Source organism: Jeotgalibaca sp. MA1X17-3, from assembly GCF_021513155.1.
In the GTDB taxonomy this organism is placed as follows: domain Bacteria; phylum Bacillota; class Bacilli; order Lactobacillales; family Aerococcaceae; genus Jeotgalibaca.
Genome location: NZ_CP090983.1, coordinates 103,836 through 125,463 on the forward strand (window position 1 = coordinate 103,836; position 21,628 = coordinate 125,463).

Genomic DNA, 21,628 nt, shown 5'->3' on the forward strand with positions numbered 1-21,628 from the left:
GTTTCTGTTTGTCTTTTTTATTTCTACATTTTAACTCAAAGTCCTTTTATCCTTTGACGCCTCCCAGGTTTACACCCTTCGCAAAGTATTTCTGAATGTGTGGATAAATTAGTAATACTGGAATAATCGAACAAACTAATATTGCATACACATAAGAATCTGCTGCATAAGCTAAGTTTACCGGCATATCATCAAACATCGATTGATAGTTTTCAACTAAAATTCTCATGTACACTTGAACAGGTAATTCTTTAGAATCTGTTAAAAGAATTCGTGCCCAGAAGTACCCATTCCAACGACTTGTCGCGTAGAAAAGTGTAACGGTAGCAATTCCGGCCTTGGACATGGGAATAAATATTTTTGTTAACAGCTGAAATTCTTTTACACCGTCAACAGTAGCCGCTTCTTCAATTTCTAAAGGTACTGCTTCAAACGTATTTCTCAATAAAATAATGTTATACGCTTGTATTCCAAATGCAACAACAATTCCCCAACGATTATCTACTCCAATATTTACATAGTTTAAATACTGAGGAATCATTCCTGCTGTAAACCACATCGTAAATACTACAAAGAAGTTAAACTGTCTTCTGAATAATAACTTTTTCTTAGATAGAGCGTATGCCCCTGTAACAGAGATAAACATACTCCAAGCGGTTCCAAAGAATGTATAAAAGAGAGTGTTTATGTAAGAAATCCAGAAACCTTTATCTTCATATAACAATTGATATACTGAAAAATTAATATCTTTCGGGAACAATCTAACTTGTCCCGATTCGTAAGCCATCTTCCCACTGATCGAAGCAGAGAAGGCATAGACCACTGGATAAAGTGCCATGATGCCAAAAGCCCCTACCAATATATAAGAAAGTACTCTAAATATTTTTTCACTTCTATTTAATCGATCCATAACTTGTCCCTTCTACTACCACAATGATGTTTCTGATACTTGTCTACTAATATAGTTGGCTCCGATAACCAAAGCGAAAGCAATAATTGCATTAAATAAATCTGCAGAAGCTCCTAATGCTTGGTTTCCTCTTTCCAATCCAACTCGATAAACAAAAGTACTTAGCACATCGGCGGTAGAATATGTATTGGCGTTATATAGTAAGATGATTCGTTCGTAACCAACTGTTAGAATCGTACCAATTCTCAAAATAATCATAATGATTAAGGTAGGAGCCATTCCAGGGAACGTCACATAACGAATTTCTTGTAGTTTATTACCGCCATCTACTTTTAACGCTTCATATAATGTAGGAGAAATCCCCATGATGGCTGCGAAATAAACAATGGAACTATAACCTGCTTCTTTCCAAATTCCTGTTAATATGTATAGTGGTCTAAAATAACTAGCTTCTTGAATCAAGTTTGTATTTTCTGAAATAAGGCCTAAGTTAATTAATAACTCTGCGATTACTCCAGTATTTACTTCTCCGTTATAAACGAGTGTAATCACTAAACCAGTAATTGTTACCTCTGATAAAAAGTGAGGGAGATACGAGAATGTCTGCATCACATTACTATACGTTTTGTGTCTAATTTCACTCATGAATAACGCTAAGAAAATGGGAATTGGGAAACCAAAAACAATTCCGTATAAACTGATTACAAAAGTATTTCTAAACGCTGACCAAAATTGGTCTGAATAGGTCCCAAACATTAATGTTTTAAAGTTTGAAAATCCTACGAAATCACTATTTAAAATTCCAAGACCCGCATCATAATTCTTAAATGCGATGAGTAGCCCACCCATTGGTTTGTATGCCCACATGAGGAACCAAATGACCAATGGCAAAAGTAAAACATACAATCGCCAATCTTTTTTAACTAAACTCCATCTTCTTTTCCATGACTGTTCTTTAACCATCACTTCACCACCTCTTTGCCAATTTTATAATGATCAGCCAAATTAACTAAGAGTCCTTCTGTATTTTTTAATAAAAGTAAAACTAAACATGAAATTAATACACTAAAATTCAATTGCAACATCGTTTGCTGAATAGCTACAATAGGGGATAATCCTACTAAGAAACTAAATATTCCTCTGGCAAGTAATGTTACCAGGTAAAATACAATTCCATACGAAATGTATCCTTCTTGTTTCATCACTTTTTTTATTTTCTCCATGATAAACGGAATGACGATAACACTTCCACTTGTCAAGATATAATAAATAATCAATCCTACTGTAATATTCTGTGAATAGTAGATCAGAGGAAGCGTGAGTGCTAAACTAACGACCACTCCACTTTCTTTCCATCTAATCAAAGCAATTAATACAATTAAATACGAAAAACTCATGTAAAATCCCGAATTAATAAAACGCTGATGTAAGACTGTACTGGTAACCTCACAAGCAATCGCTAAAATTGAAAGGATCAACAAATCAATTGTTCGATAATCAGCATGAATTCGTTTCATTATCTCAATACCTTTCGTAGTTGTCCTTGAGGATTATTTACTTCCAACTCCATTGTAATTTGCCCTTTATCATCTGTCTGTAAATCTAGAGCATATTTAGAAGTTTCCCCTTCTACTTGAACCTTAATATCTTGATTACTTTCACTAATCGTTACTTTGAACGGATTTGATTCATTAGTAGAGAACGGACAGAAAACAGAAATAAAAAGACCATTTTTTTGAAGAGTTTCTGTTTTATATGCAAGAGTTCTCATTGTAATATCACGATAATTATCTGGTTCTTGGGTTGTCATTACTTCTTTAACATAAGTATCCGTTTGGGTCGTTGTTGCTGGTTGTTTAGACCACTGATATACTTCTAAGCTACTTTCAGCATTTTTATAAGACAACAATTGACTATTCTCAGTTTGATGACTTATTTTCGCTTTTGTATCTGTATGCAACAACCAAGAATAAGTATGCTCTTTACTACTTGCTAGTTCGTCTATCATAATGAATACACCATCTTTAAGGTAAATTATATGGCGTTTTGCTTTTTGCATCTCTAGATCTTTTTGGTATGTTTTGGCCGTTTCACCAACTACATAAACAAATTCTTTTTCATCGACAAACGCTTCCAATTTTCCGACCATGTCTTGAGAATACTCACTGTAGACGTTCTTTTGTCCTTCATCATGATAACCAACGTCATCAACTAATACTCCGTTATGAGTAGCTAGTTTTGATTTTCGGTTATACCCTTCATCTATTGCTAAAAACTCTCCATTCGCATGCATAATAAAGGAGTTGTTATCTGGGTGATGATGAGATAATCCAAAAGAGTTATACCCTTTTTCTTCTTTCAACTTCCATAGGCGTTCCCACTGCTTTGCTCCCCCTGGAGGGCTACATTTAAATGAGAAATGAGTTGCATCTCTTTCCCATGAATCTCGAATGACTACTAAACCTAAGTCGTCGAATTTTTTTACTAATGGTAAATCCTTAAAGTCCTTTTTCTCTACCTTTGGATCATAGAAGATTAATTCAAAGAAAGATTCTGGTAAAATTCCTGGCTTAACTTGTGACTTGTAAGCTTCTTCATATAGTAGGTGATCTACCACTTCATCTCCCATATACTGTGCGTAAGGATTTCCATATTCTGCTGCAACCTTGTAGTAAATAGCCGTTGAATGTCCACTGTTGCGATCGTGACAATCACCGAAAGGAATTTGTTCTGCTAAATTTGGAGCTGCTTGGTATAAACGGTAATCAAATGTATTCTTTAAAAATCCAGATTCTTTGAAGTAATCAATTCCTTCACGTTCTTTTAGCAAGTGGCCATAAATAAATAACCACATCGCTCCATAACGCCAGTAGACTACTCCTTCGTAAGAGCTTCCATCTTCCGGCAAGCCTTCAAAGACAATTTCAAAGTTATCTTTAGCTGAGTCTATCCACGCTTGACAATTAGGGTTTTCTTCAACTAAAGCATATCCAGCAGTAGCTAATCCATTTAGGTTAATCCAATTATGATTTTGCCAATAATTAGTGGACCAACCTTTTCCTTCTGTTTTTACTTTGTAATCGTACATTCTATTACCTTGTAATAATAATTTTTCTTTTATTAATGTAGAGTCTTCTATTGAAAGGTCATCTTTCAACCAGTCATATCCAATACTTAATCCAAAAAGAATCCAAGCAGCTGATAAGTCTACATCTACTAGATGGGCATTCCCCCAGTGTGGATATTTTGAGACTGCTAACATCCAACGTTTTGCACCCTCGAGATATTCTTCTTGTTCTGTTAAAATATACATGAGTGATAAGTTTGCAATTGCCATACCATAGTAAGTAGTACTTTTTTGAGGATGCTCCTCTGGCAGCTCTGCGCTTAGATAGCCCTTACATTGTTCTGCCAACCTTTTATAAAACTTTTTCTTAGATGTATAGATATCCTTTCTTAATTGGTGGATATCCTGATCTAAAAAAAGATATTTTTTCAAAAATAACAACTCCTTTGTTGTAATATCAACTTCCGTAAGCCTTACGCATTTACGAAACTCTTTCGCGTATCTATATATTAGTATATCTATTGTCCTTTGTCCAGTCCATTTTGTCTTTTATATTTAAAAAAATTTTTTTAGGGTTCACAATCTACAATCAAATTCTTAATTTCAGTTATAAGGATTGATTCTATAGACCTTATCTACTTGTGAAAAAGTTTTTTTGTGTAAAATATTAAAATTATGAGAATTTGAATAGAATCACTTTTTATAATTTAAGTTTTTAAAAAATCTACTTGTCTATACACTTTTTTATTTCTTGATAGATGGAAACGATGAACTCTTCATGCTACGTATCCCACTGATCAGCATCTTGTATATACATATGCTCCTTACTCAAATGATTATTTCGTAATAAACATATTTAAAATTAATATTTGCAAGTCATTATCCTATCTATTTAAATAAACCTATGATAAGATAGAAAAAAAAGTTTATACATTTTTGTATATACGGAAGATTGTAAGGGTAAACAAAATAAATACTTTACCAATAATTTTTATTAAAAAATAGGTTAACCATTGAAGGGATGTAAGAAGAAGAATGGCTATGAGTAATGCAGCATTAAGAACTAGCTACATTTTGGATATTGTTTCTAAACATGACAAAGGTGTTACGTTATCTGAAATAGCACAAGAATTAGGTGCGCCAATCTCTAGTGTCAATGATATTGTCAGAGCATTAGTTCACACAGAGATGCTGGAGCTATTAGATGAGAAAAGTAAAGTATACGGTGTGGGAATCAAATCATTTCTGATTGGTCAGCGATATATTAATAACACAAACATTTTAGAAAAAGCAGTACCCATTATAGATAGTCTATCAAGCACATTGAATAAAACTGTCTTTTTTGGTCGATCAGTTAATGAAAAATTAACTTACATCTATAAGAGTGAACCTGATGAAATCGTTAGCTCAACATGTTCCATTGGTAGCCAAACTTCTTTACACACTACCTCTCTAGGTAAAGCAATTATGGCGTATAATGACCAATTAGCTGAAGACATACTTAATCGAAACTTACTTAAGAAAACTGAATTCTCCATAATAGATCCTCAAGAATTACGAGACGAATTAGCGAAGATTCGCTTACAGGGCTATGCGGTTGATGACCGCGAGAACGACTCCCGTCTTTTCTGCGTAGGAGCACCTATTTTTGATATAGACGGAACTGTTACCACTGCTATTAGTATTAGTGGATTAGTGGATGATAATCGTGATATCGAATATGAAGTCAATTTAATTAAAGAAAAAGCTAAAATTATTTCCCAAAAAATGGGATATACAGGTCGGTTTCAATAAAAAAGAACAGTAGACTATAACTAACGTATAGTCACTGTTCTTTTTTGTGTTCCTACTATTTCATAACGTCGTTCTTATGTGATTAATAAAATAAATATATAAAATATAAGCTACCTCTTTAGTGTTGGCTTTTTAAATCCAATACTAAAGAAGCGGCTCATCCTTCAATGATCTATATAGTTTTATTTGTTTTTATTTGGTCATTCTTTCATATGCTGCTTGATAAATACTTGTATATGTATCAATTCCTCCCTTATCATAAAGAGCTTTGATCTCATCAGTATTTTGTGGACCATTTGGAGAACCGGTTATGAATAGATACATTTGATCTGCTTCAGTCTCTCCAATAGAAGTGGTATCCAATTTTGCTTGCTCTTGTTCGTTTAGTGAGAAAACTGTTGGTGTTAGTTTCAAGAGCGGTTTTTCAGCTCCATAGCTAGGTGTAATAACCTCTGCTTCTTGATATGTTTCCCAAGACTTGTATCCTTGATTAACTGTATATTGATATTCGAAACCTATTTCTTTTTGATACCCTAGTGGCATTTGAGATCCAACAAAGTCACGTAAGAATGCTGAGATATCACCATCTTTTAATTCATCTACAATATCAAATGTCCATTCGTCATATTTTGGATATTCAACACCGTTTGGACCTGTGTACATTTCTCCTTCAACAAGCATATCTGGAGTTCCATAGTTCTGAACTTGATTTCCTTCTTCACTAAAGAAATAATCCATTACTTTCAAAGCAGCATTAATTTCTTCATCACTTACTTTAGAAGAAACTGCCCAACCTTCTGGTTTGATTGTACGAGTGTTTTCCATGAAATGAATCATTTCATCATCAGAACCTAGAGTAGTTAATGGTGGCAAAAGTGCAGTTACATCTTCATTTAGTGCTGTTGTCGATGAAATCCAGTCAATCGTCATAAAGCCAAATTGTTTTTGTGCTTCATAATCATCTTGTCCATAGAACATATTGCGGAAAGCATCCTTATTATTTAAATCTGCAAATTCTGAGTGAATGAGTCCTTCAGAATATAATTCGTTTAAATACTCCAAACCTTCAATGTTACCCTCTTCGGTAAAAGAGAACACTAATTCACCATCTTCATTTAAAACAAAGTTAGATTGTTGTGTATCGGCACCAAAAATCCTCTGGCCACCAAAATAGGTAATTAAACGTAAATAGTCTTGACGGTTTTTGGAGTCTCTCACAAAAAACGGATAAATGATTGATCCATCCACCACTTCACCAGTACTTGCTTTGGATAATGTATTGGGTGATAACTTCATCACACGCCATAATGCAACTAGTTCATCTACATCATATTGAGCTTCTGTTCCTAAAAATAAGTCAGATGGTTTCTCTAATTCTGGATAAGTCTCTTTAATATAAGACAATAATGTATCTAAAGCGTCATCTCGAGATAACTCACCACTTGCTGCTTTCTCATTTTGTAAAGCAACTACATTCGTTTTATTTCGATCCCAATACCCCTCATAAGCAGTTGGTAATGTCGCTGTTTCATTTTCTAATAACTCTTTGTTATCAAGAATAGTCATCACCCATGTTTCACGTCCATTAAATACACGAGCATAGTTATCTATTTCAGCTACGTAAGGAATATAGTAAATCCCACCGTCAAAAGCCGTAATTGCATCTGCAATTGCTGGTCTTTCTTTTAAATATTCACTAAAATTTGGTAGTTGATCCATCTTTTCGTTTAAATCTACAAAGTATCCTTTGCTTCCATATTCCATATATGCGTCGCCATTAGCTCCACCATAAATCGCTGCATTTTTAAATCCTGTTGCAGAAGCAATTTCAATCATTTCTTCAGCCGTTTGATTTTGTACGGTGACATCTTTAAGAGTAAAACCCATCTTATCTTGAATATATTGCCAAGTAGGTTTCAAATCTCCAGTTGAAATAACATTACCATCTGCCATTGTTAATGGGGTTGATTGGTTATAAGTCAGCGTACGTTGATTGTTACCAACTGCATAGCTTATATTTAAATTTGAAGCGTATTCAATATCTTTGTTAACAACAGGTGTAGACTCTGTGGTTCCTTTATCTACAGTTGATTCTTCTGAACCATTTGTATTTAATCCACCACTACAACCTGCCATCAATAACATTGTTGATAATAGTGTAATACTTTTTTTATTAATCATGTTAATCCTCCTCTTTTTATGTTTAAATAGTTGACCTGATCGAAACACTTTTGCTAAGTTTTTCACAATTAATATACTCTTTCACCAATTGTGTACCCATAGACAATAATCCGTATTCTTTTCCACATATTAGCTGATTAATTATATAAATTTCAAATCACTCAAGAATAGAAAGCCCTTACATTAAGTGCTATACTTTCTGTTTTTAGTTTAGTAAATACTATTCTAAACTAGTGAATATTGAATCTAAAAATAATTATTCAGAAATAACCACTCCTTTATTGTAGTATGAACTCCGCATGGATTACGTATCTGCGGAACTGTTCCGCGTATCTATATACTAATATACTACTATTACTTTGTCCACTCTTTTTTTGACTATTTTTTAATTGTATAGATTATTCTCAATAGAGAATTTTTTTGAAATTTTGAAGTGGATCAGCCTATAAAATATCGCACTCATCATATTTTAAGAGATTAGTCTACATAGGTTCCCACTATCAAATGCAGAGTTGGCTTCTACTTTTCTATGGTTTAAGAGTCACTGTACGTTCCTAGTAAACTTTAAAAAATATAAATAAAAAAGGAGAGAATTTCTTCTCTCCTAAAAAGTTCAATTTTTGGGGTCCGTATATTTACCGAAACGTATGTAAGTCTTTTCTCATTTAAAACTAGTCTATGCCAATTTCATTTCGCACAACATCTGCGATACGTGTCACATAGTCATGTGTTTTTTCATCTGTTTCAGCTTCCGCCATAACACGTAGCAAGGGTTCCGTTCCACTTGGTCGTACTAAAATACGACCATTTCCTGCCATTTCTTCTTCAACTTCATCCATAATTGCTTTTACAGCAGGAATCTCCATAACGCCGTTCTTATCGGATACACGGATATTCACTAATTCTTGTGGATAAATAGTTACTTCAGCAGCAAGTTCAGAAAGCTTTTTACCAGTATTTTTCATAACATTCATTAATTGAATTCCAGTTAAAAGACCATCGCCCGTTGTATTCATGTCTAAGAATACAATATGACCAGATTGTTCGCCACCAAAATTATATCCATTTTTACGCATTTCTTCCACTACATATCGGTCACCAACTGCCGTTTTTAAAGCAGTCATACCTTCTTCTTCTACTGCTTTATGAAATCCAAGATTACTCATAACGGTTGATACAATCGTATTATGGTTTAATTCATTCTTTGATTTTAAATATTTCCCACAAATGAACATGATTTTATCACCATCGATGATTTCCCCATTTTCATCCACTGCGATACAACGGTCGCCATCTCCATCAAAGGCTAAACCAATATCCGCACCTTTTTCAACGACAAATGCAGCAAGTTTTTCAGGATGAGTAGAGCCAACTCCATCATTAATATTTAAACCATTTGGTTTTACACCCATTGTATAGAAGTCTGTTTCTAAATCAGCAAACAAACGATTTACAATTGGTGATGCTGCACCATTGGCACCATCTAAACAAACAGTCACACCTGATAAATCGTCTGGTATGGTTGTTTGTAAATATTGGCTATACTTTAGCATTCCTTCGGGATATTCATCCACTACACCTAATCCTTCTGCAGAAGGTCTTGGTAAATGATTTTCTTCTTGATCCAAATATGCTTCAATTTCTAACTCTTGCTCATCAGATAATTTAAACCCATCTGCACCAAAAAATTTAATTCCATTATCTTCTGCAGGGTTGTGAGATGCAGAAATCATAATACCAGCGATTGCGCCTTGTACACGGGTCAAGTAGGATACTCCAGGTGTTGTCAATATTCCCAATTGTAAAACTTCTATCCCAACGGATAATAATCCTGATATCAAGGCATGTTCCAATAACTGACCTGATATACGTGTATCGCGAGCTACTAATACAAGTGCTCTTTCTGTGTCCTTTGAATGTTGACGGAGTACATATCCACCATAACGTCCTAATTTGAAAGCTAGTTCTGGTGTTAATTCACTATTTGCCAGTCCTCTTACTCCATCTGTTCCAAAATACTTACCCATTTTTAAATTGTCTCCTTCATATCGAATAATTAATCTATTTCTATTTATTTAATTATTCTCATTCTGTTTTTTCAAGGCATTAATAAGAATTGTCGAGCTTTTTGACCACTCGGTTTCCTGTTTTTTCTGGTTAATTTACAGTAGTTTTTACTTTAACATTTACTTGTACTTCTTTTGGACTCAATGAATTTGCTGTAAACGGTAGTTGAATTGGTAACGTAACAATCGTATCTGTTTTAATCCCTGTTACATCAACCTCTACCTCTACTTCATCAATATCTGCTAAAAGATTACGGTTTCCATTAATTGTAACATCACCTTCATCTAAAATATCAAATTCATAGGTCTTTCCAGTTTCAGGTGTACCTTTTTGTTTTGCGATCAACGGGACTGTCTTTTTATATGGTTCTATAGGAATCTGAATATTTATTTCTTGTGGTTCAATCGTCACATTTAATTTGTTTTTATTACTATCTTCGACTTGTATGACCGAGTTGACATTAATATCACTATTTAAAAGTGAGTTCGGTGCTACTTTTACATAGATCCGATCAATCCTTTCAATGGTAGAACTAGGACCGGTTATGATTACAGTACTTTTACTCAATTTCGGTTCACCAGCGATAAATTCCTCATCTACAGTAGAAGAGTCAAAAATTACTTGTACAGGACTTTCAATTGTTACTTTTTCTTCAATTTCGACATTTACACGAGAAGGTGTTAATTGATAAGAAAGATTTTCCGATATATTTTCGGCTCGTAGTTGAATCGTATGTCTACCTGGCCCTAAAAGATTTAAATCTTCCGTAACAATATTATAATCTCCAGCAGACAACGTTTGAACGAGAACACTCTCTGGTCCCGATAATGTCAATACAACTGTCTCAGGAAGTCCTGAAAGAAAGTACTGACTAGTATCCATATTAATTTGGATTGGAAGATTCGAAATAGTTTCATTTCTATTCGTACTAATTGCATCATTTCTGTTTGTTGTAGTTAGTCCATAATTCTCTGAATAAACATATCCAAATAGTAGTAAAGCAATTAAAAGTGCAATAATCCGAATCATCCATGTATTTTCAAAAAGGTTTTCTTCTTTTTTCTTCATTCAGAATTCCCCCATTTCAAATTGTCAAAAAATTCTTGGAGTAAATTCGATTTAGTTTCCTCTTCTTCCTCTGCTACAAATTCATCAGTCAAATAGTTTACAAAATCTTCCCTATTCATTTCCCGATAGAGTTTATTATGGTGAGCAATACTTATCCCACCTGTTTCTTCGGAAACAATAATGGTCAAAGCATCTGTTCCTTCACTCAAACCGATTGCTGCACGGTGACGAGTTCCTAACTCTTTAGAAATCATAGGATTCTCTGATAAAGGCAGATAACTAGCTGCCGCTGTAATCTTAAAGTTTTGAATAACTACAGCACCATCATGTAGCGGAGTATTCGGAATAAAGATATTAATCAATAATTGATTGGTAATATCTCCATGAATAGGAACACCCGTATGTGCAACATCATCAAGAGAATCTCGAATTTCTACAGAAATTAGTGCTCCAATTTTTCTTCGAGCCATATATTGTACGGCCTTATCTACTTCTTGTACAAAAGCCTCCCCTTTTCGTACCTTACGTTTCGTTCGGTTGCGAAAACCAGCTTTTCCTAAATGTTCTAGGCCTCTCCTAATTTCAGGCTGAAAAACAATGATAACGGCTACTACTCCCCAGCGAATAACTTGATTGATAATCCAGTCAATGGTTTGTAACTGTAAAAGCACGGCCGCAAGTTTAATTAACACAATAATTAAAACACCTTTTAAGAGTTGGATTGCCCGTGTACCTTTTAGGATAATGATTAACCGATAAACAAGATACCATACGAGAATGATATCTAAAAGGAAGAAAGCGTTCTGCCAACTGATTAAATTTTCAATATTAAATGTCACAAGGCTGCCCCTTTCTCTTTCAATTCTTTTCTATTATATCATAAGGTTTCTGATAGATGTCTTTTTGACAAGCACTTTTTATTAATTTGTCTTTTTTATAAAAAAAGCAAAGAAAGTAAGACTGTTTAAAAGGTCTTACCCTTCGCTGTTATGACTCTTTATAAGAAATTTACGTGTTTTTCAATATGATCGACTCTACAATATTTGCAACATCTTCAAAGGAATCGCAACTTTTCTCAAATGCATCATAAATTTTTGAGTAAACGAAACTTTCAAATAAGTCTTCTTGATCTATAAAAAGACTTTTCGTTGCTTTTTGATAAATCACATCTGCTTGTTCTTCCAATTGATTGATTTCAACTGCAATCGATAATAGTTGTTTTGATTTTTTGAAGTCCTTTAATTCTTTTATCATTTCAGATAATTTATGAGAGGCCTTCTCTACAATGTCCATAAACTCCAACATTTCAGGTTTAATTACTTTCGCTTGATACATATCCATACGGATGAGAACATCTTCTATATTGTCTAATACAGTATCCATCCCATGTGATAATTGAATAATATCTTCCCTCTCAATAGGCGGAAGAAAATCTTGGTACAAATAACTCATCATATGATGTTTCTTTTCATCAGCTTCTTGTTCTATTTTATGAATTTCTTTTAGTTTTCCTTCTAAAGCTTGTAACTGATAATCTTTGATATTTTCTGACAGGAAGTCCGCAGCATCTATAATAAGGAGTGATATTTCTTCAAAAGCACTAAAATAGTTATATTCTTCTTTTCTTCTCTTAAACATATAATCACCTTCCTAAAAGATTTTCATAAATAATAAGGCCATTAGATATCCTACTAAGCCACATCCAGGGAAGGTAAGTACCCATGCCCAGACCATATCTTTCACGGTTGACCAGTTAATACTTGAAAGACGGTTTGCAGCCCCTACACCCATAATAGCAGTTGTTTTAGTGTGTGTAGTGCTTACAGGTAAGCCAAATATAGAAGAGACTAGCAAACTCACAGCCCCAGCCATGTCTGCACTAAATCCCTGATATTTTTCCATTTTTACCATATCCATACCAACTGTTTTTATAATCTTATAACCACCAATTGAAGTCCCTATTGCCATTACTACTGAACAAAGAATCATCATCCATACGGGAATGATAAAATTTGAGACACTTCCTTGTCCTTGTCCTAAAAAAATACCTAACATAAAAATCCCCATAAACTTTTGGCCATCTTGTGCCCCATGCATAAAGGCCATCCCAGCTCCCGCAGCTATTTGACCATTTTTAAAAAAGTTATTTGATTTTTGACGTGGAATTCTTCTAAAAAAGATTTGATTCATTTTTGTAAATAAAAAACCTAGTCCAAAACCTAATAGGGTCGAGAAAACTATTCCATAAATTACCTTGATCCATTCAGAAGGATTGATTCCACCAATTCCTCCTTGCAATGCAATAGCAGCACCTGATATTCCTGCAATAAGTGCATGACTTTCACTCGTAGGAATTCCAAAGTACCAAGCAGCGGTCGCCCATAATACAATCGCAAACAATGCAGCACACAAAGCAATAATTGAATCATGTGGATCTCCACCAAAATCTACCATATTCGCAATGGTTTGGGCTACGGTAGCATTAATTGATGTCATAATAAAAACACCTAAAAAATTAAATACCGCTGCTAAAATAATTGATTTTTTTGCTGACATAGAACGTGTAGAAACCATAGTAGCGATAGCATTCGGTGCATCTGTCCAGCCATTCACAAGAATAACTCCAAGCGTTAAGATAACAATAATTAAAAGAGTAGGAATTTCAACAATGCTTTGTAAAAAATCTCCCAAATGGATAGTCATAATATCTCCTCTTTCTTTACATAAGTGAATTTAAATGAGATCGGTTTCTTTGTGAGTTCTTCTATTCATTTTACCCCACTACGTTGAAAAAGACATCTCAAATGTAAAAATCAATTAAAAAAATACAGTTTGGATTCAACCAAACTGTACAAAAATTTATTTTTCTTTAGAAGCAATCATTTGGGCAGCAAGTGTAACTTTCTTTAGCCCTTCCTCAATAATTTCAGCTGATTGATGAGGCATGGCGTTGTGTCCTTCAATTACTATTTCAGCCAATATTTCCATACCAAAAATTCCTGCAAAAACATTATGTAAATAATTTACTGCCATATCCATAGATGCTGTTTCAACAGTAGAGTAAATTCCACCACGAGCATTCAACAAAACAACTTTTTTTCTGGCATTAATTGAACCATTTTACCGTTCTCATCATACTTAAAGGTAAATCCTGCTGAAAATACATAATCCATAAAAGTTTGGAGCCGTGCTGGAATCGTTAAATTCCATAAAGGAAAGGCAATGACAATTACATCTGCATTTGTAAAAGCATCCATCGCCTTTTGTTTGGCAGCCATTAAAATTGTTTCCTTTTCATTTAAACTTTCACCCAAAGCCAGTTTTCCCATTGCACTAAATAAATCTTGACCAATATAAGGCATATCCTCTTCAAAAATATCATAGGTATTTATATTGATTTCTTCATTTTTTTGAATTTCTTCGAGAAATGTCTCGTACATCTTACTGGAAATGCTTTCTGAAGCATTTCGATCATTTGCTTTTATCATTAATACGTTCATAATACCCTCCTATTAGAGCTTTTTTATATATCCATTCAAAAAAAACCATTAAGACAACGTCTTAATGGTTTCTAATGACTGGGGTAGCTGGGTTCGAACCAACGAATAACGGAGTCAAAGTCCGTTGCCTTACCACTTGGCTATACCCCAATAATAATAAAAATGAAAAAGGCGGCTGATGGGGATCGAACCCACGCGTGCCGGAACCACAATCCGGTGCGTTAACCACTTCGCCACAACCGCCATATTTTTCATTCCATTCATCCTTAGAGATAAATAAAATAAATGGAGGGGGGCAGATTCGAACTGCCGAACCCGAGGGAGCGGATTTACAGTCCGCCGCGTTTAGCCACTTCGCTACCCCTCCATAAGTCCTACTATATTCGGACTTATCTATTGTAAAACAAGCTCTTTTTTATTTCAACAAGACAAATAAACTCTAATGATTTTCTCATTTTTAAATTTAGCTATAAATTTCCCGATCGGTAAATAGAAATTAATAGCCAAATTCCAAACAAACCAGAAACCACAAAACCAGCTTGTCCTAAATATTGTCCTCCCGGTGAGGAAGACATGATTGCTGAGGATAGTAGTAATCCCACAATGATTAAAGACATGACGACTCTATTAAACATTTTCTTGAGGTCAATCCACTTTTCATCCAAATCATCCATATCAATTTTTAAACGAGTTCGACCATTCAAGGTTTGCTTTAATAGTTTCACCATATTTCCAGGTAATTCAACAGAATCTTTTAAAAAAGTATAACTTTTCAATGTTAGTTTCTCTTTACTGAATTGTTGTAGAACATTTTTCCAAGATAAATGTTCTCCTAAATATCCTTTTGCAGTACGAATGAGGTTTAAGTCTGGCGAAAGATCTTGGAATACTCCTTCTAAAATAGATAAAGCTTTTGCTAGAATCGTTAATTCACTCGGAACAATCAAGTTGTGGCGCTTAAACATTCGGATAAAGTCAGTTATAAATTCTGTCATACGAATATTTTTCATATCTGCTGATAAATAAATATCAAACATATGATTCAAGTCATCATATAGTTTTCGCTTATCTAATCGTTCTGTAGGAGTAGCTAAATCCAAACACACTTGGACAAGTAAATCGATGTCACGGGTAGCAAGACTTTCAATCAATTGATTTAGAGAAGCTTTCTTATCTTCCGAAAGCCTGCCCATAATCCCAAAGTCAATAAAATATATTTTACCTTCTTTGATAATAAAATTTCCTGGATGAGGATCCCCGTGGAAAAAACCATCATTAAAAATTTGTTTCAAGTAAGACATCATAAGCTTCTTACTAATATCTTCCATATCGTATCCTAGCAATTCCAGTTGTTCATCATTCGTTATTTTTATACCTTCAATATACTCTTCAACGAGAATTCGTCTTCTTGTTAAACCTTGATAGACTTTAGGCACGCCTACATAGGCAACTTCTTGATTAAGTTCCTTAAATTCATTTAGTAAACGAGCTTCATTTCGAAAATCTAATTCTATCAAAGTATTTTCTTTTACTTGTTCAAATGCTTCTTTTGGATCGATGACATCGATAATTCCTCCAGGGATCCGCCCACTCAAATCAATCAAAATATCTAAGTCTCGAATTAATAATTCATCAATAATTGGACGTTGTACTTTTAAGATAACTTCATCACCCGTACGCAATATTCCTTTATGGACTTGAGCAATCGAAGCACTTGCTAAAGGTTTTTCTTCAATTTTTAAAAAAACTTTTTCCAGTGTCATTCCTGTATCTTCAAAAAAGATACGTTCTACTTCTGAAAATGGGAATTCTGGAGCTTTGTCTTGAAGATGAGCTAATTCATCAATAAATGCTTGCGGTAGAATATCAAGACGAGTAGAAAGGATTTGTCCAATTTTAATAAAACTGGGACCCAACTTTTCAAAGGCTTTCCGTAAATTAGCTGCGTCATCTAATTCTGTATCCTTTTTATGTTGGATTTTATGGTTATAAACGAACTGGATCCCGTATGCTGACAAGACCCGTACTATTTCTCGTAATCGTTTGTCGTTTGCCATTTCCTTTCTCCCTTCTTTATCTTATTCTTTTTCCAACAAAGCATCTAACTTTCGGTTCAATGTATCTAATTTTTCATCCAATGCTTCCATTTCTTGTTTAGAAGCATATCCCATCTCATCCATTTCTGCTTTTCTTACTGGACGTGAATCAGTAACTTTGCGAGTCAATTCTTCTTGCATCTCTTTGCCTTCTTTGACAGTCACACGTCCTTTTTCTACCATTTCCTCAATCAGTTTTTCTGCTTTTTCAATCGAAGTAGAAGTCAGACCTACACCAGCTAAAAATATTTTTTTCAACTCTTCCATTTTTATCCTCTTCCTTTCTCTTCTTATCGCATTTCAACAACTCCATTGCTCCTTGCCTATATATTAACTCAAATCGAGAAAGATTTCAGTTATGTTCCATTTTAAGATGCACTTTCTTACTGAATTCTGTTAAAATGATAAGTATCCATCTAACATGTTATGAAACATATGGAATGACCGTTCATACAAAAGGAGTATGATTATGAAACAAACAAGAAATAAAACTTATCGAATTGCCATTTTAGGAATTCTCACAGCTATTATCATTTTACAAAATTTTGTACCCTTTTTAGGATATATCCCTATCCCACCACTTAATCCAACCATTATTCATATTACCGTTATTGTAGCCGCTTTTGTATTAGGCACAAAAGAAGGAATGATTATTGGAAGCGTTTGGGGAATAGTCCGATTGATCAAAGCGTATACTCTTCCAGCTTCACCACTTGATTTATTGCTCTTCACTAATCCAATGATATCCGTTGTACCTCGTATATTAGTAGGACTTGTTGCTGGTTTTACTATTCAAATGTTTCGCAAAAGAAACAAAGAGTCTCTTGGTATGATAGTTGGCGGTATTTTAGGCTCACTGACAAATACCATCCTTGTCTTAGGATTTATCGCATTATTCTATGGCAATGAATATTCTACGGCATTAGGAGTAAGCCCAACCAATCTGATGAGAGCGTTAGCAGCTATCGTCGCAACAAACGGTGTTGCAGAAGCAATTGCTGCCGGTTTCTTAGCACCTCTTCTCTCCCGTGCACTTATGAAAGTGAAGCGCAAATAAAAAACTATTTCGCATGGATGATAGAATCCTGCGAAATAGTTTTTTTATTCCCTTTCAACTTAATAACCAAAAGGAAAAAAGTGTTGGATAAACCAATTTGTGAGTGTAGCTCCACCAGCTCCATATAAATAGAGAGTGATTGGTTTAAAAATAAGGTAAATCAACATAAATCTTTTTAAAGTCATTCTTGTTAATCCTGCAATCATACATAAAAAATCATCCGGAAATCCAGGTAAAGCAAATGCAGTTGCTAAAAAATATTCAAATCGCTTTCCTTTCGTAAGCCAAACATAATATTTTTGATAGGTTTCTTCCTCTACAAAAGCACGCACAAGAGTTTTTCCAAATTTTCTAGCTAAATAAAAATTTAAAATAGAACCTCCACTTACGGCTATAAAACTATAGATAAATCCCATTAAAGGACCAAAAATTATTTGTCCAACTACTAAAGTGATACCACCTGGGATGACTGGATAAACGACCATAGTTAGTTGAAGAATAACAAATAAAAATGGTCCCCATATACCCATACCAACTAAACCAACCCGAATCTGGTCCATTACTTCGTTATAGCCCATCAGATAGATATATATAGCTAGGAACAGAGTAAGCAGCAAACCACCTACTGTTAAAATACGAATCATCTTTCTATTTAAGTGGATCCAATGATTAGATTTATGATCCATTCTCATTGCCCACCTCTTCCACTGTTTTTATAACTCTATTATACCTAATTTTCTAGTAAATACTCTACAACGAAAGAACGATCTTTTAAAATAAAAAACATATTTTTTTAATTTAATAACTAACAATTTTTACTGACCTAGTTGTGAATAAGAGAAGACCCCGATATCTTTTTTTAAATGAATCCTTGCAATTAAAATTAACTACCGTATAATCATCTTAAATAGAATCCTTTAACTAACCGTCCTGTGAGACGAAGAAGGTGAGTTTCTTTCAAACTCAATCAGCAGTTTATGTTGACCTCTTCTTTTGCATGCCAAAAAGAAGAGGTCTTTTTTTAGGAGGAAAAAAGATGCCAAAGGTTATCATGAATGAAATGGAAATGATGCGTGCACTAACTCGTTTGTCCTATGAAATTATTGAACGTAATAAAGGGATTGAGAATGTTATTTTAGTTGGCATTGAGACACGTGGCGTTTATCTCGCACACCGCATCGCCAAGAAAATAACTGAAATAGAAGGGCCAGTAGAGGTCACTAACTTAAATATTAAAGCTTATCGAGATGATGTAAAAGAAAAACTAACTATTACAGATGATGCTCAGACACTGCTAGGTAAAAAAGTTGTTTTAGTCGATGACGTTCTCTTTACTGGTCGCTCCATTCGAGCAGCTATGGATGCATGCGTCGACTTGGGTAGACCCTTAGAAATTTCCTTAGCTGTCTTAGTTGATCGCGGTCACCGAGAGCTACCGATTCGTCCAGATTATATTGGTAAGAATATCCCCACTTCAAAAAAAGAGTGTGTGAACGTCCATGTAGTTGAGGTTGATGGTGAGGATGCCGTCATAATTGAATAATTTTTTGAAATGTTATCACTTTAATTGAGTCCGAGAGATTCAGAAGCGAGACCATCTATTTAGGTGCGCTTCTTCTCTGAAGAAGCGTACCTTTTTTTATACGGAGGGATATAATGAGAAATTTTTTTTCTGTCGAACAGTTTACAAACGAGGAAGTCATGCACTTGTTAGACCGAGCAATCGCCTTTAAAACAGGTAAAGACATCTTCAAGAGTAATGCAACCATTGTAAATATGTTTTTTGAAAATAGCACACGTACTAAACATAGCTTTGAAATGGCTGAACATAAAATTGGAATGCAACAATTTAATTTTGATGTTGGTAGTTCTTCCGTAGCTAAAGGAGAGAGTTTGTATGACTCCGTCTTAACGATGCAGGCCTTAGGGGTTGATGTAGCTGTTATTCGACATCAAGATCGCAACTATATGGACCAACTCGTTAACTTAAAAATCAAGATTGTAAATGGAGGTAGCGGGAGTGGTCAGCACCCTTCTCAATCTTTACTCGATATCATGACAATTTATGAAGAGTTTGGTTATTTCGAAGGTTTGAAAATCGCTATTATCGGTGACATTATCCATTCACGAGTGGCGATGAGTAATATGACATTACTCAATCAATTGGGTGCTCATGTTATCTTCGCTGGACCGATGGATTACTTCGATACAAATTTTGAACAATATGGAACATGGATGACCGTTGATGATGCGGTAAAAGAAGCTGATGTTGTAATGATGTTACGCGTTCAATTAGAGCGACATGACACTGAAGAACAAGAACAATTTTCAAAAAACGCTTATCATGAACGTTCTGGTTTAACACGGAAACGTTACCGTACTATGAAAGACCACGCTATTATTATGCATCCAGCACCGGTAAACCGGGACGTTGAGTTAGCTAGCCAGCTTGTTGAGTGCAAAAAAAGTAGAATTGTAGAGCAAATGAGCAATGGAGTTTATGCACGAATCGCTATTCTAGAATGGGTTTTGGAAGGACGATATCAATGAAATTAATTTTAAAAAACGGCAAACGTATTATTACTGGTAATCAGACAGAGACCATCGATTTAGCTATAGAGAATGGGATTATTTCAGAAATAGGTGATCATTTGAGTGGTGATAGGGAAATCGATCTAAAGGGAAAGCTAATTACGCCAGGATTGGTCGACATTCATGTCCACTTTAGAGAACCAGGCTTTACTGATAAGGAAACCATTGCTTCAGGATCAAGAGCAGCAGCACGAGGTGGTTTTACAACCGTTTGTGCTATGCCTAATACCAATCCTATATCGGATACTCCTGAAAAATTTTCACAGTTAGAAGCCTTAATAAAAAAAGATGCTGTCATTCACATCCACCACTATGCTCCCATTACCAAGGGATTACGCTCAAACAAACTAGTTGATATGATGGCTATTAATGCCTTCGCCTATACTAATGATGGTGTTGGCATACAAACAGCCGGTGTGATGTATGAAGCAATGAAAGAAGCAGCACGCTTAGGAAAACCGATTGTCGCTCATACTGAAGACGATAGCCTCCTGTACGGTGGTGTGATGCATGATGGGATTCGAAATAAAGAGCTGGGGCTGCCTGGTATCATGGGAATTGTTGAGAGTTCACAAATAGCTCGAGATATTTTACTAGCTAAAGAAACCGGTGTTCATTATCATGTGTGTCATGTTTCCTCAAAGGAATCGGTAGCAGCAATCCGCCATGGTAAAAGCTTAGGTGTAAAGGTAACCGCAGAAGTAACCCCTCATCATTTAATTTTAAATGAGATGGCTATTTTAAAGGATGACGCTACTTACAAAATGAATCCACCTTTGCGAGCGGAAGAAGACCAACAAGCACTAATCGAAGGTCTGTTAGACGGAACCATTGACTTTATCGCTACCGACCACGCTCCCCATACTAAAGAAGAAAAATCTGGTGGATTCATGAATTCACCTTTTGGAATTGTTGGTATTGAAACATCCTTCGCCTTACTTTATTCCCACTTTGTAAAGACTGGTATTATGACTTTAGAATTTCTAATCGCCCGAATGACAACTCTTCCTTCTGAACTATTTAATCTCCCGGCAGCAACATTAACAGTCGGAAGTATTGCAGATATAGCTGTTTTTGATTTAGATACAACTTATCAAATTCATGAAAAAGACTACTTATCAAAGTCTTCCAATACTCCTTTTAATGGAACAAAAGTTTTCGGTATGTGTGACTTAACACTCTGCAATGGTATCATCGTTTGGCAAAAAAAAGAGGAGGAACATCATGCAAGTTGAATTACTGAAAGTCGTTTCAAATAAGGAGATCGCTCATAACATCTACGAAATAATTTTAACT

Annotated in this window: 18 protein-coding genes, 3 tRNA genes and 1 pseudogene; 5 read left to right on the forward strand and 17 right to left on the reverse strand. The window is 34.8% G+C overall.

What is annotated here, in order from left to right; genetic code table 11:
- Window positions 1–46: 46 nt before the first annotated feature.
- The 4 genes from LZ578_RS00470 to LZ578_RS00485 are packed head-to-tail and all read right to left on the reverse strand — an operon-like array spanning window position 47 to window position 4,409.
- Complete coding sequence (locus LZ578_RS00470) at window positions 47–910, reverse strand: carbohydrate ABC transporter permease (protein WP_235145459.1); 864 nt, start codon at window positions 908–910, stop codon at window positions 47–49.
- A gap of 15 nt (window positions 911–925) precedes the next feature.
- Complete coding sequence (locus LZ578_RS00475) at window positions 926–1,873, reverse strand: sugar ABC transporter permease (RefSeq protein ID WP_235145460.1); 948 nt, start codon at window positions 1,871–1,873, stop codon at window positions 926–928.
- Window positions 1,873–2,427: a hypothetical protein gene (locus LZ578_RS00480; RefSeq protein ID WP_235145461.1), complete on the reverse strand. Its 555-nt coding sequence runs from the start codon at window positions 2,425–2,427 to the stop codon at window positions 1,873–1,875. The genes LZ578_RS00475 and LZ578_RS00480 overlap by 1 nt, the downstream gene beginning before the upstream one ends.
- Window positions 2,427–4,409 (reverse strand): DUF4962 domain-containing protein, encoded by a 1,983-nt coding sequence (locus LZ578_RS00485; protein ID WP_235145462.1) that lies wholly within the window; start codon window positions 4,407–4,409, stop codon window positions 2,427–2,429. The genes LZ578_RS00480 and LZ578_RS00485 overlap by 1 nt, the downstream gene beginning before the upstream one ends.
- Window positions 4,410–5,018: 609 nt before the next feature.
- Here LZ578_RS00485 and LZ578_RS00490 point away from each other — a divergent pair.
- Window positions 5,019–5,771, forward strand: a complete 753-nt coding sequence (locus tag LZ578_RS00490; RefSeq protein ID WP_235145463.1) for an IclR family transcriptional regulator — start codon at window positions 5,019–5,021, stop codon at window positions 5,769–5,771.
- Window positions 5,772–5,963: 192 nt separating this feature from the next.
- Here the strand turns inward: LZ578_RS00490 and LZ578_RS00495 are convergent, their stop codons facing one another.
- The 12 genes and pseudogenes from LZ578_RS00495 to LZ578_RS00555 form a co-directional block, all read right to left on the reverse strand.
- On the reverse strand, window positions 5,964–7,952 hold the full coding sequence (locus LZ578_RS00495) for a hypothetical protein (RefSeq protein ID WP_235145464.1): 1,989 nt from the start codon (window positions 7,950–7,952) through the stop codon (window positions 5,964–5,966).
- A 671-nt stretch (window positions 7,953–8,623) separates the two neighbouring features.
- Complete coding sequence (glmM, locus tag LZ578_RS00500) at window positions 8,624–9,979, reverse strand: phosphoglucosamine mutase (protein ID WP_235145465.1); 1,356 nt, start codon at window positions 9,977–9,979, stop codon at window positions 8,624–8,626.
- Between the two features lie 130 nt (window positions 9,980–10,109).
- Complete coding sequence (locus tag LZ578_RS00505; protein ID WP_235145466.1) at window positions 10,110–11,087, reverse strand: YbbR-like domain-containing protein; 978 nt, start codon at window positions 11,085–11,087, stop codon at window positions 10,110–10,112.
- Window positions 11,084–11,926 (reverse strand): diadenylate cyclase CdaA, encoded by an 843-nt coding sequence (gene cdaA / locus LZ578_RS00510; RefSeq protein WP_235145467.1) that lies wholly within the window; start codon window positions 11,924–11,926, stop codon window positions 11,084–11,086. The genes LZ578_RS00505 and cdaA overlap by 4 nt, the downstream gene beginning before the upstream one ends.
- A gap of 169 nt (window positions 11,927–12,095) precedes the next feature.
- Window positions 12,096–12,725: a DUF47 domain-containing protein gene (locus tag LZ578_RS00515; protein WP_235145468.1), complete on the reverse strand. Its 630-nt coding sequence runs from the start codon at window positions 12,723–12,725 to the stop codon at window positions 12,096–12,098.
- A gap of 12 nt (window positions 12,726–12,737) precedes the next feature.
- Complete coding sequence (locus LZ578_RS00520) at window positions 12,738–13,790, reverse strand: inorganic phosphate transporter (protein WP_235145469.1); 1,053 nt, start codon at window positions 13,788–13,790, stop codon at window positions 12,738–12,740.
- A 156-nt stretch (window positions 13,791–13,946) separates the two neighbouring features.
- A pseudogene (locus LZ578_RS00530) lies at window positions 13,947–14,587 on the reverse strand (FMN-dependent NADH-azoreductase).
- Between the two features lie 78 nt (window positions 14,588–14,665).
- Window positions 14,666–14,737, reverse strand: a tRNA-Gln gene (locus LZ578_RS00535).
- A gap of 20 nt (window positions 14,738–14,757) precedes the next feature.
- A tRNA-His gene (locus tag LZ578_RS00540) sits at window positions 14,758–14,830 on the reverse strand.
- A gap of 43 nt (window positions 14,831–14,873) precedes the next feature.
- Window positions 14,874–14,954 (reverse strand) — tRNA-Tyr (locus LZ578_RS00545).
- A 100-nt stretch (window positions 14,955–15,054) separates the two neighbouring features.
- On the reverse strand, window positions 15,055–16,644 hold the full coding sequence (locus LZ578_RS00550; protein WP_235145472.1) for an AarF/ABC1/UbiB kinase family protein: 1,590 nt from the start codon (window positions 16,642–16,644) through the stop codon (window positions 15,055–15,057).
- A gap of 21 nt (window positions 16,645–16,665) precedes the next feature.
- Window positions 16,666–16,950, reverse strand: a complete 285-nt coding sequence (locus LZ578_RS00555; RefSeq protein ID WP_235145473.1) for a phasin family protein — start codon at window positions 16,948–16,950, stop codon at window positions 16,666–16,668.
- A 202-nt stretch (window positions 16,951–17,152) separates the two neighbouring features.
- Between LZ578_RS00555 and LZ578_RS00560 the strand changes: the two genes are divergently transcribed.
- Window positions 17,153–17,740 (forward strand): ECF transporter S component, encoded by a 588-nt coding sequence (locus tag LZ578_RS00560; protein WP_235145474.1) that lies wholly within the window; start codon window positions 17,153–17,155, stop codon window positions 17,738–17,740.
- A gap of 59 nt (window positions 17,741–17,799) precedes the next feature.
- Here LZ578_RS00560 and LZ578_RS00565 read toward each other — a convergent pair whose 3' ends face one another.
- On the reverse strand, window positions 17,800–18,426 hold the full coding sequence (locus LZ578_RS00565) for a TVP38/TMEM64 family protein (RefSeq protein ID WP_235145475.1): 627 nt from the start codon (window positions 18,424–18,426) through the stop codon (window positions 17,800–17,802).
- A gap of 350 nt (window positions 18,427–18,776) precedes the next feature.
- Here LZ578_RS00565 and pyrR point away from each other — a divergent pair, with 350 nt between their 5' ends.
- The 3 genes from pyrR (at window position 18,777) to LZ578_RS00580 (ending at window position 21,567) form a co-directional block, all read left to right on the forward strand.
- Window positions 18,777–19,283 carry a bifunctional pyr operon transcriptional regulator/uracil phosphoribosyltransferase PyrR gene (gene pyrR / locus LZ578_RS00570; protein WP_235145476.1) on the forward strand — a complete coding sequence of 169 codons (507 nt, stop codon included), beginning with the start codon at window positions 18,777–18,779 and terminating at the stop codon, window positions 19,281–19,283.
- Window positions 19,284–19,396: 113 nt separating this feature from the next.
- Window positions 19,397–20,290 carry an aspartate carbamoyltransferase catalytic subunit gene (locus tag LZ578_RS00575; RefSeq protein WP_235145477.1) on the forward strand — a complete coding sequence of 298 codons (894 nt, stop codon included), beginning with the start codon at window positions 19,397–19,399 and terminating at the stop codon, window positions 20,288–20,290.
- Complete coding sequence (locus LZ578_RS00580; protein WP_235145478.1) at window positions 20,287–21,567, forward strand: dihydroorotase; 1,281 nt, start codon at window positions 20,287–20,289, stop codon at window positions 21,565–21,567. The genes LZ578_RS00575 and LZ578_RS00580 overlap by 4 nt, the downstream gene beginning before the upstream one ends.
- The last annotated feature ends 61 nt before the right edge of the window (window positions 21,568–21,628 follow it).

What these genes read in the sequence shown, in the direction of transcription:
- LZ578_RS00475 (WP_235145460.1), bottom strand. Translation starts at nt 1,873, where the DNA reads ATGGTTAAAGAACAGTCATGGAAAAGAAGATGGAGTTTAGTTAAAAAA.
- LZ578_RS00505 (WP_235145466.1), bottom strand. Translation starts at nt 11,087, where the DNA reads ATGAAGAAAAAAGAAGAAAACCTTTTTGAAAATACATGGATGATTCGG.
- LZ578_RS00495 (WP_235145464.1), bottom strand. Translation starts at nt 7,952, where the DNA reads ATGATTAATAAAAAAAGTATTACACTATTATCAACAATGTTATTGATG.
- LZ578_RS00550 (WP_235145472.1), bottom strand. Translation starts at nt 16,644, where the DNA reads ATGGCAAACGACAAACGATTACGAGAAATAGTACGGGTCTTGTCAGCA.
- LZ578_RS00470 (WP_235145459.1), bottom strand. Translation starts at nt 910, where the DNA reads ATGGATCGATTAAATAGAAGTGAAAAAATATTTAGAGTACTTTCTTAT.
- LZ578_RS00575 (WP_235145477.1), top strand. Translation starts at nt 19,397, where the DNA reads ATGAGAAATTTTTTTTCTGTCGAACAGTTTACAAACGAGGAAGTCATG.
- LZ578_RS00520 (WP_235145469.1), bottom strand. Translation starts at nt 13,790, where the DNA reads ATGACTATCCATTTGGGAGATTTTTTACAAAGCATTGTTGAAATTCCT.
- glmM (WP_235145465.1), bottom strand. Translation starts at nt 9,979, where the DNA reads ATGGGTAAGTATTTTGGAACAGATGGAGTAAGAGGACTGGCAAATAGT.
- LZ578_RS00480 (WP_235145461.1), bottom strand. Translation starts at nt 2,427, where the DNA reads ATGAAACGAATTCATGCTGATTATCGAACAATTGATTTGTTGATCCTT.
- LZ578_RS00580 (WP_235145478.1), top strand. Translation starts at nt 20,287, where the DNA reads ATGAAATTAATTTTAAAAAACGGCAAACGTATTATTACTGGTAATCAG.
- LZ578_RS00515 (WP_235145468.1), bottom strand. Translation starts at nt 12,725, where the DNA reads ATGTTTAAGAGAAGAAAAGAAGAATATAACTATTTTAGTGCTTTTGAA.
- LZ578_RS00490 (WP_235145463.1), top strand. Translation starts at nt 5,019, where the DNA reads ATGAGTAATGCAGCATTAAGAACTAGCTACATTTTGGATATTGTTTCT.
- LZ578_RS00555 (WP_235145473.1), bottom strand. Translation starts at nt 16,950, where the DNA reads ATGGAAGAGTTGAAAAAAATATTTTTAGCTGGTGTAGGTCTGACTTCT.
- LZ578_RS00565 (WP_235145475.1), bottom strand. Translation starts at nt 18,426, where the DNA reads ATGGATCATAAATCTAATCATTGGATCCACTTAAATAGAAAGATGATT.
- pyrR (WP_235145476.1), top strand. Translation starts at nt 18,777, where the DNA reads ATGCCAAAGGTTATCATGAATGAAATGGAAATGATGCGTGCACTAACT.
- LZ578_RS00560 (WP_235145474.1), top strand. Translation starts at nt 17,153, where the DNA reads ATGAAACAAACAAGAAATAAAACTTATCGAATTGCCATTTTAGGAATT.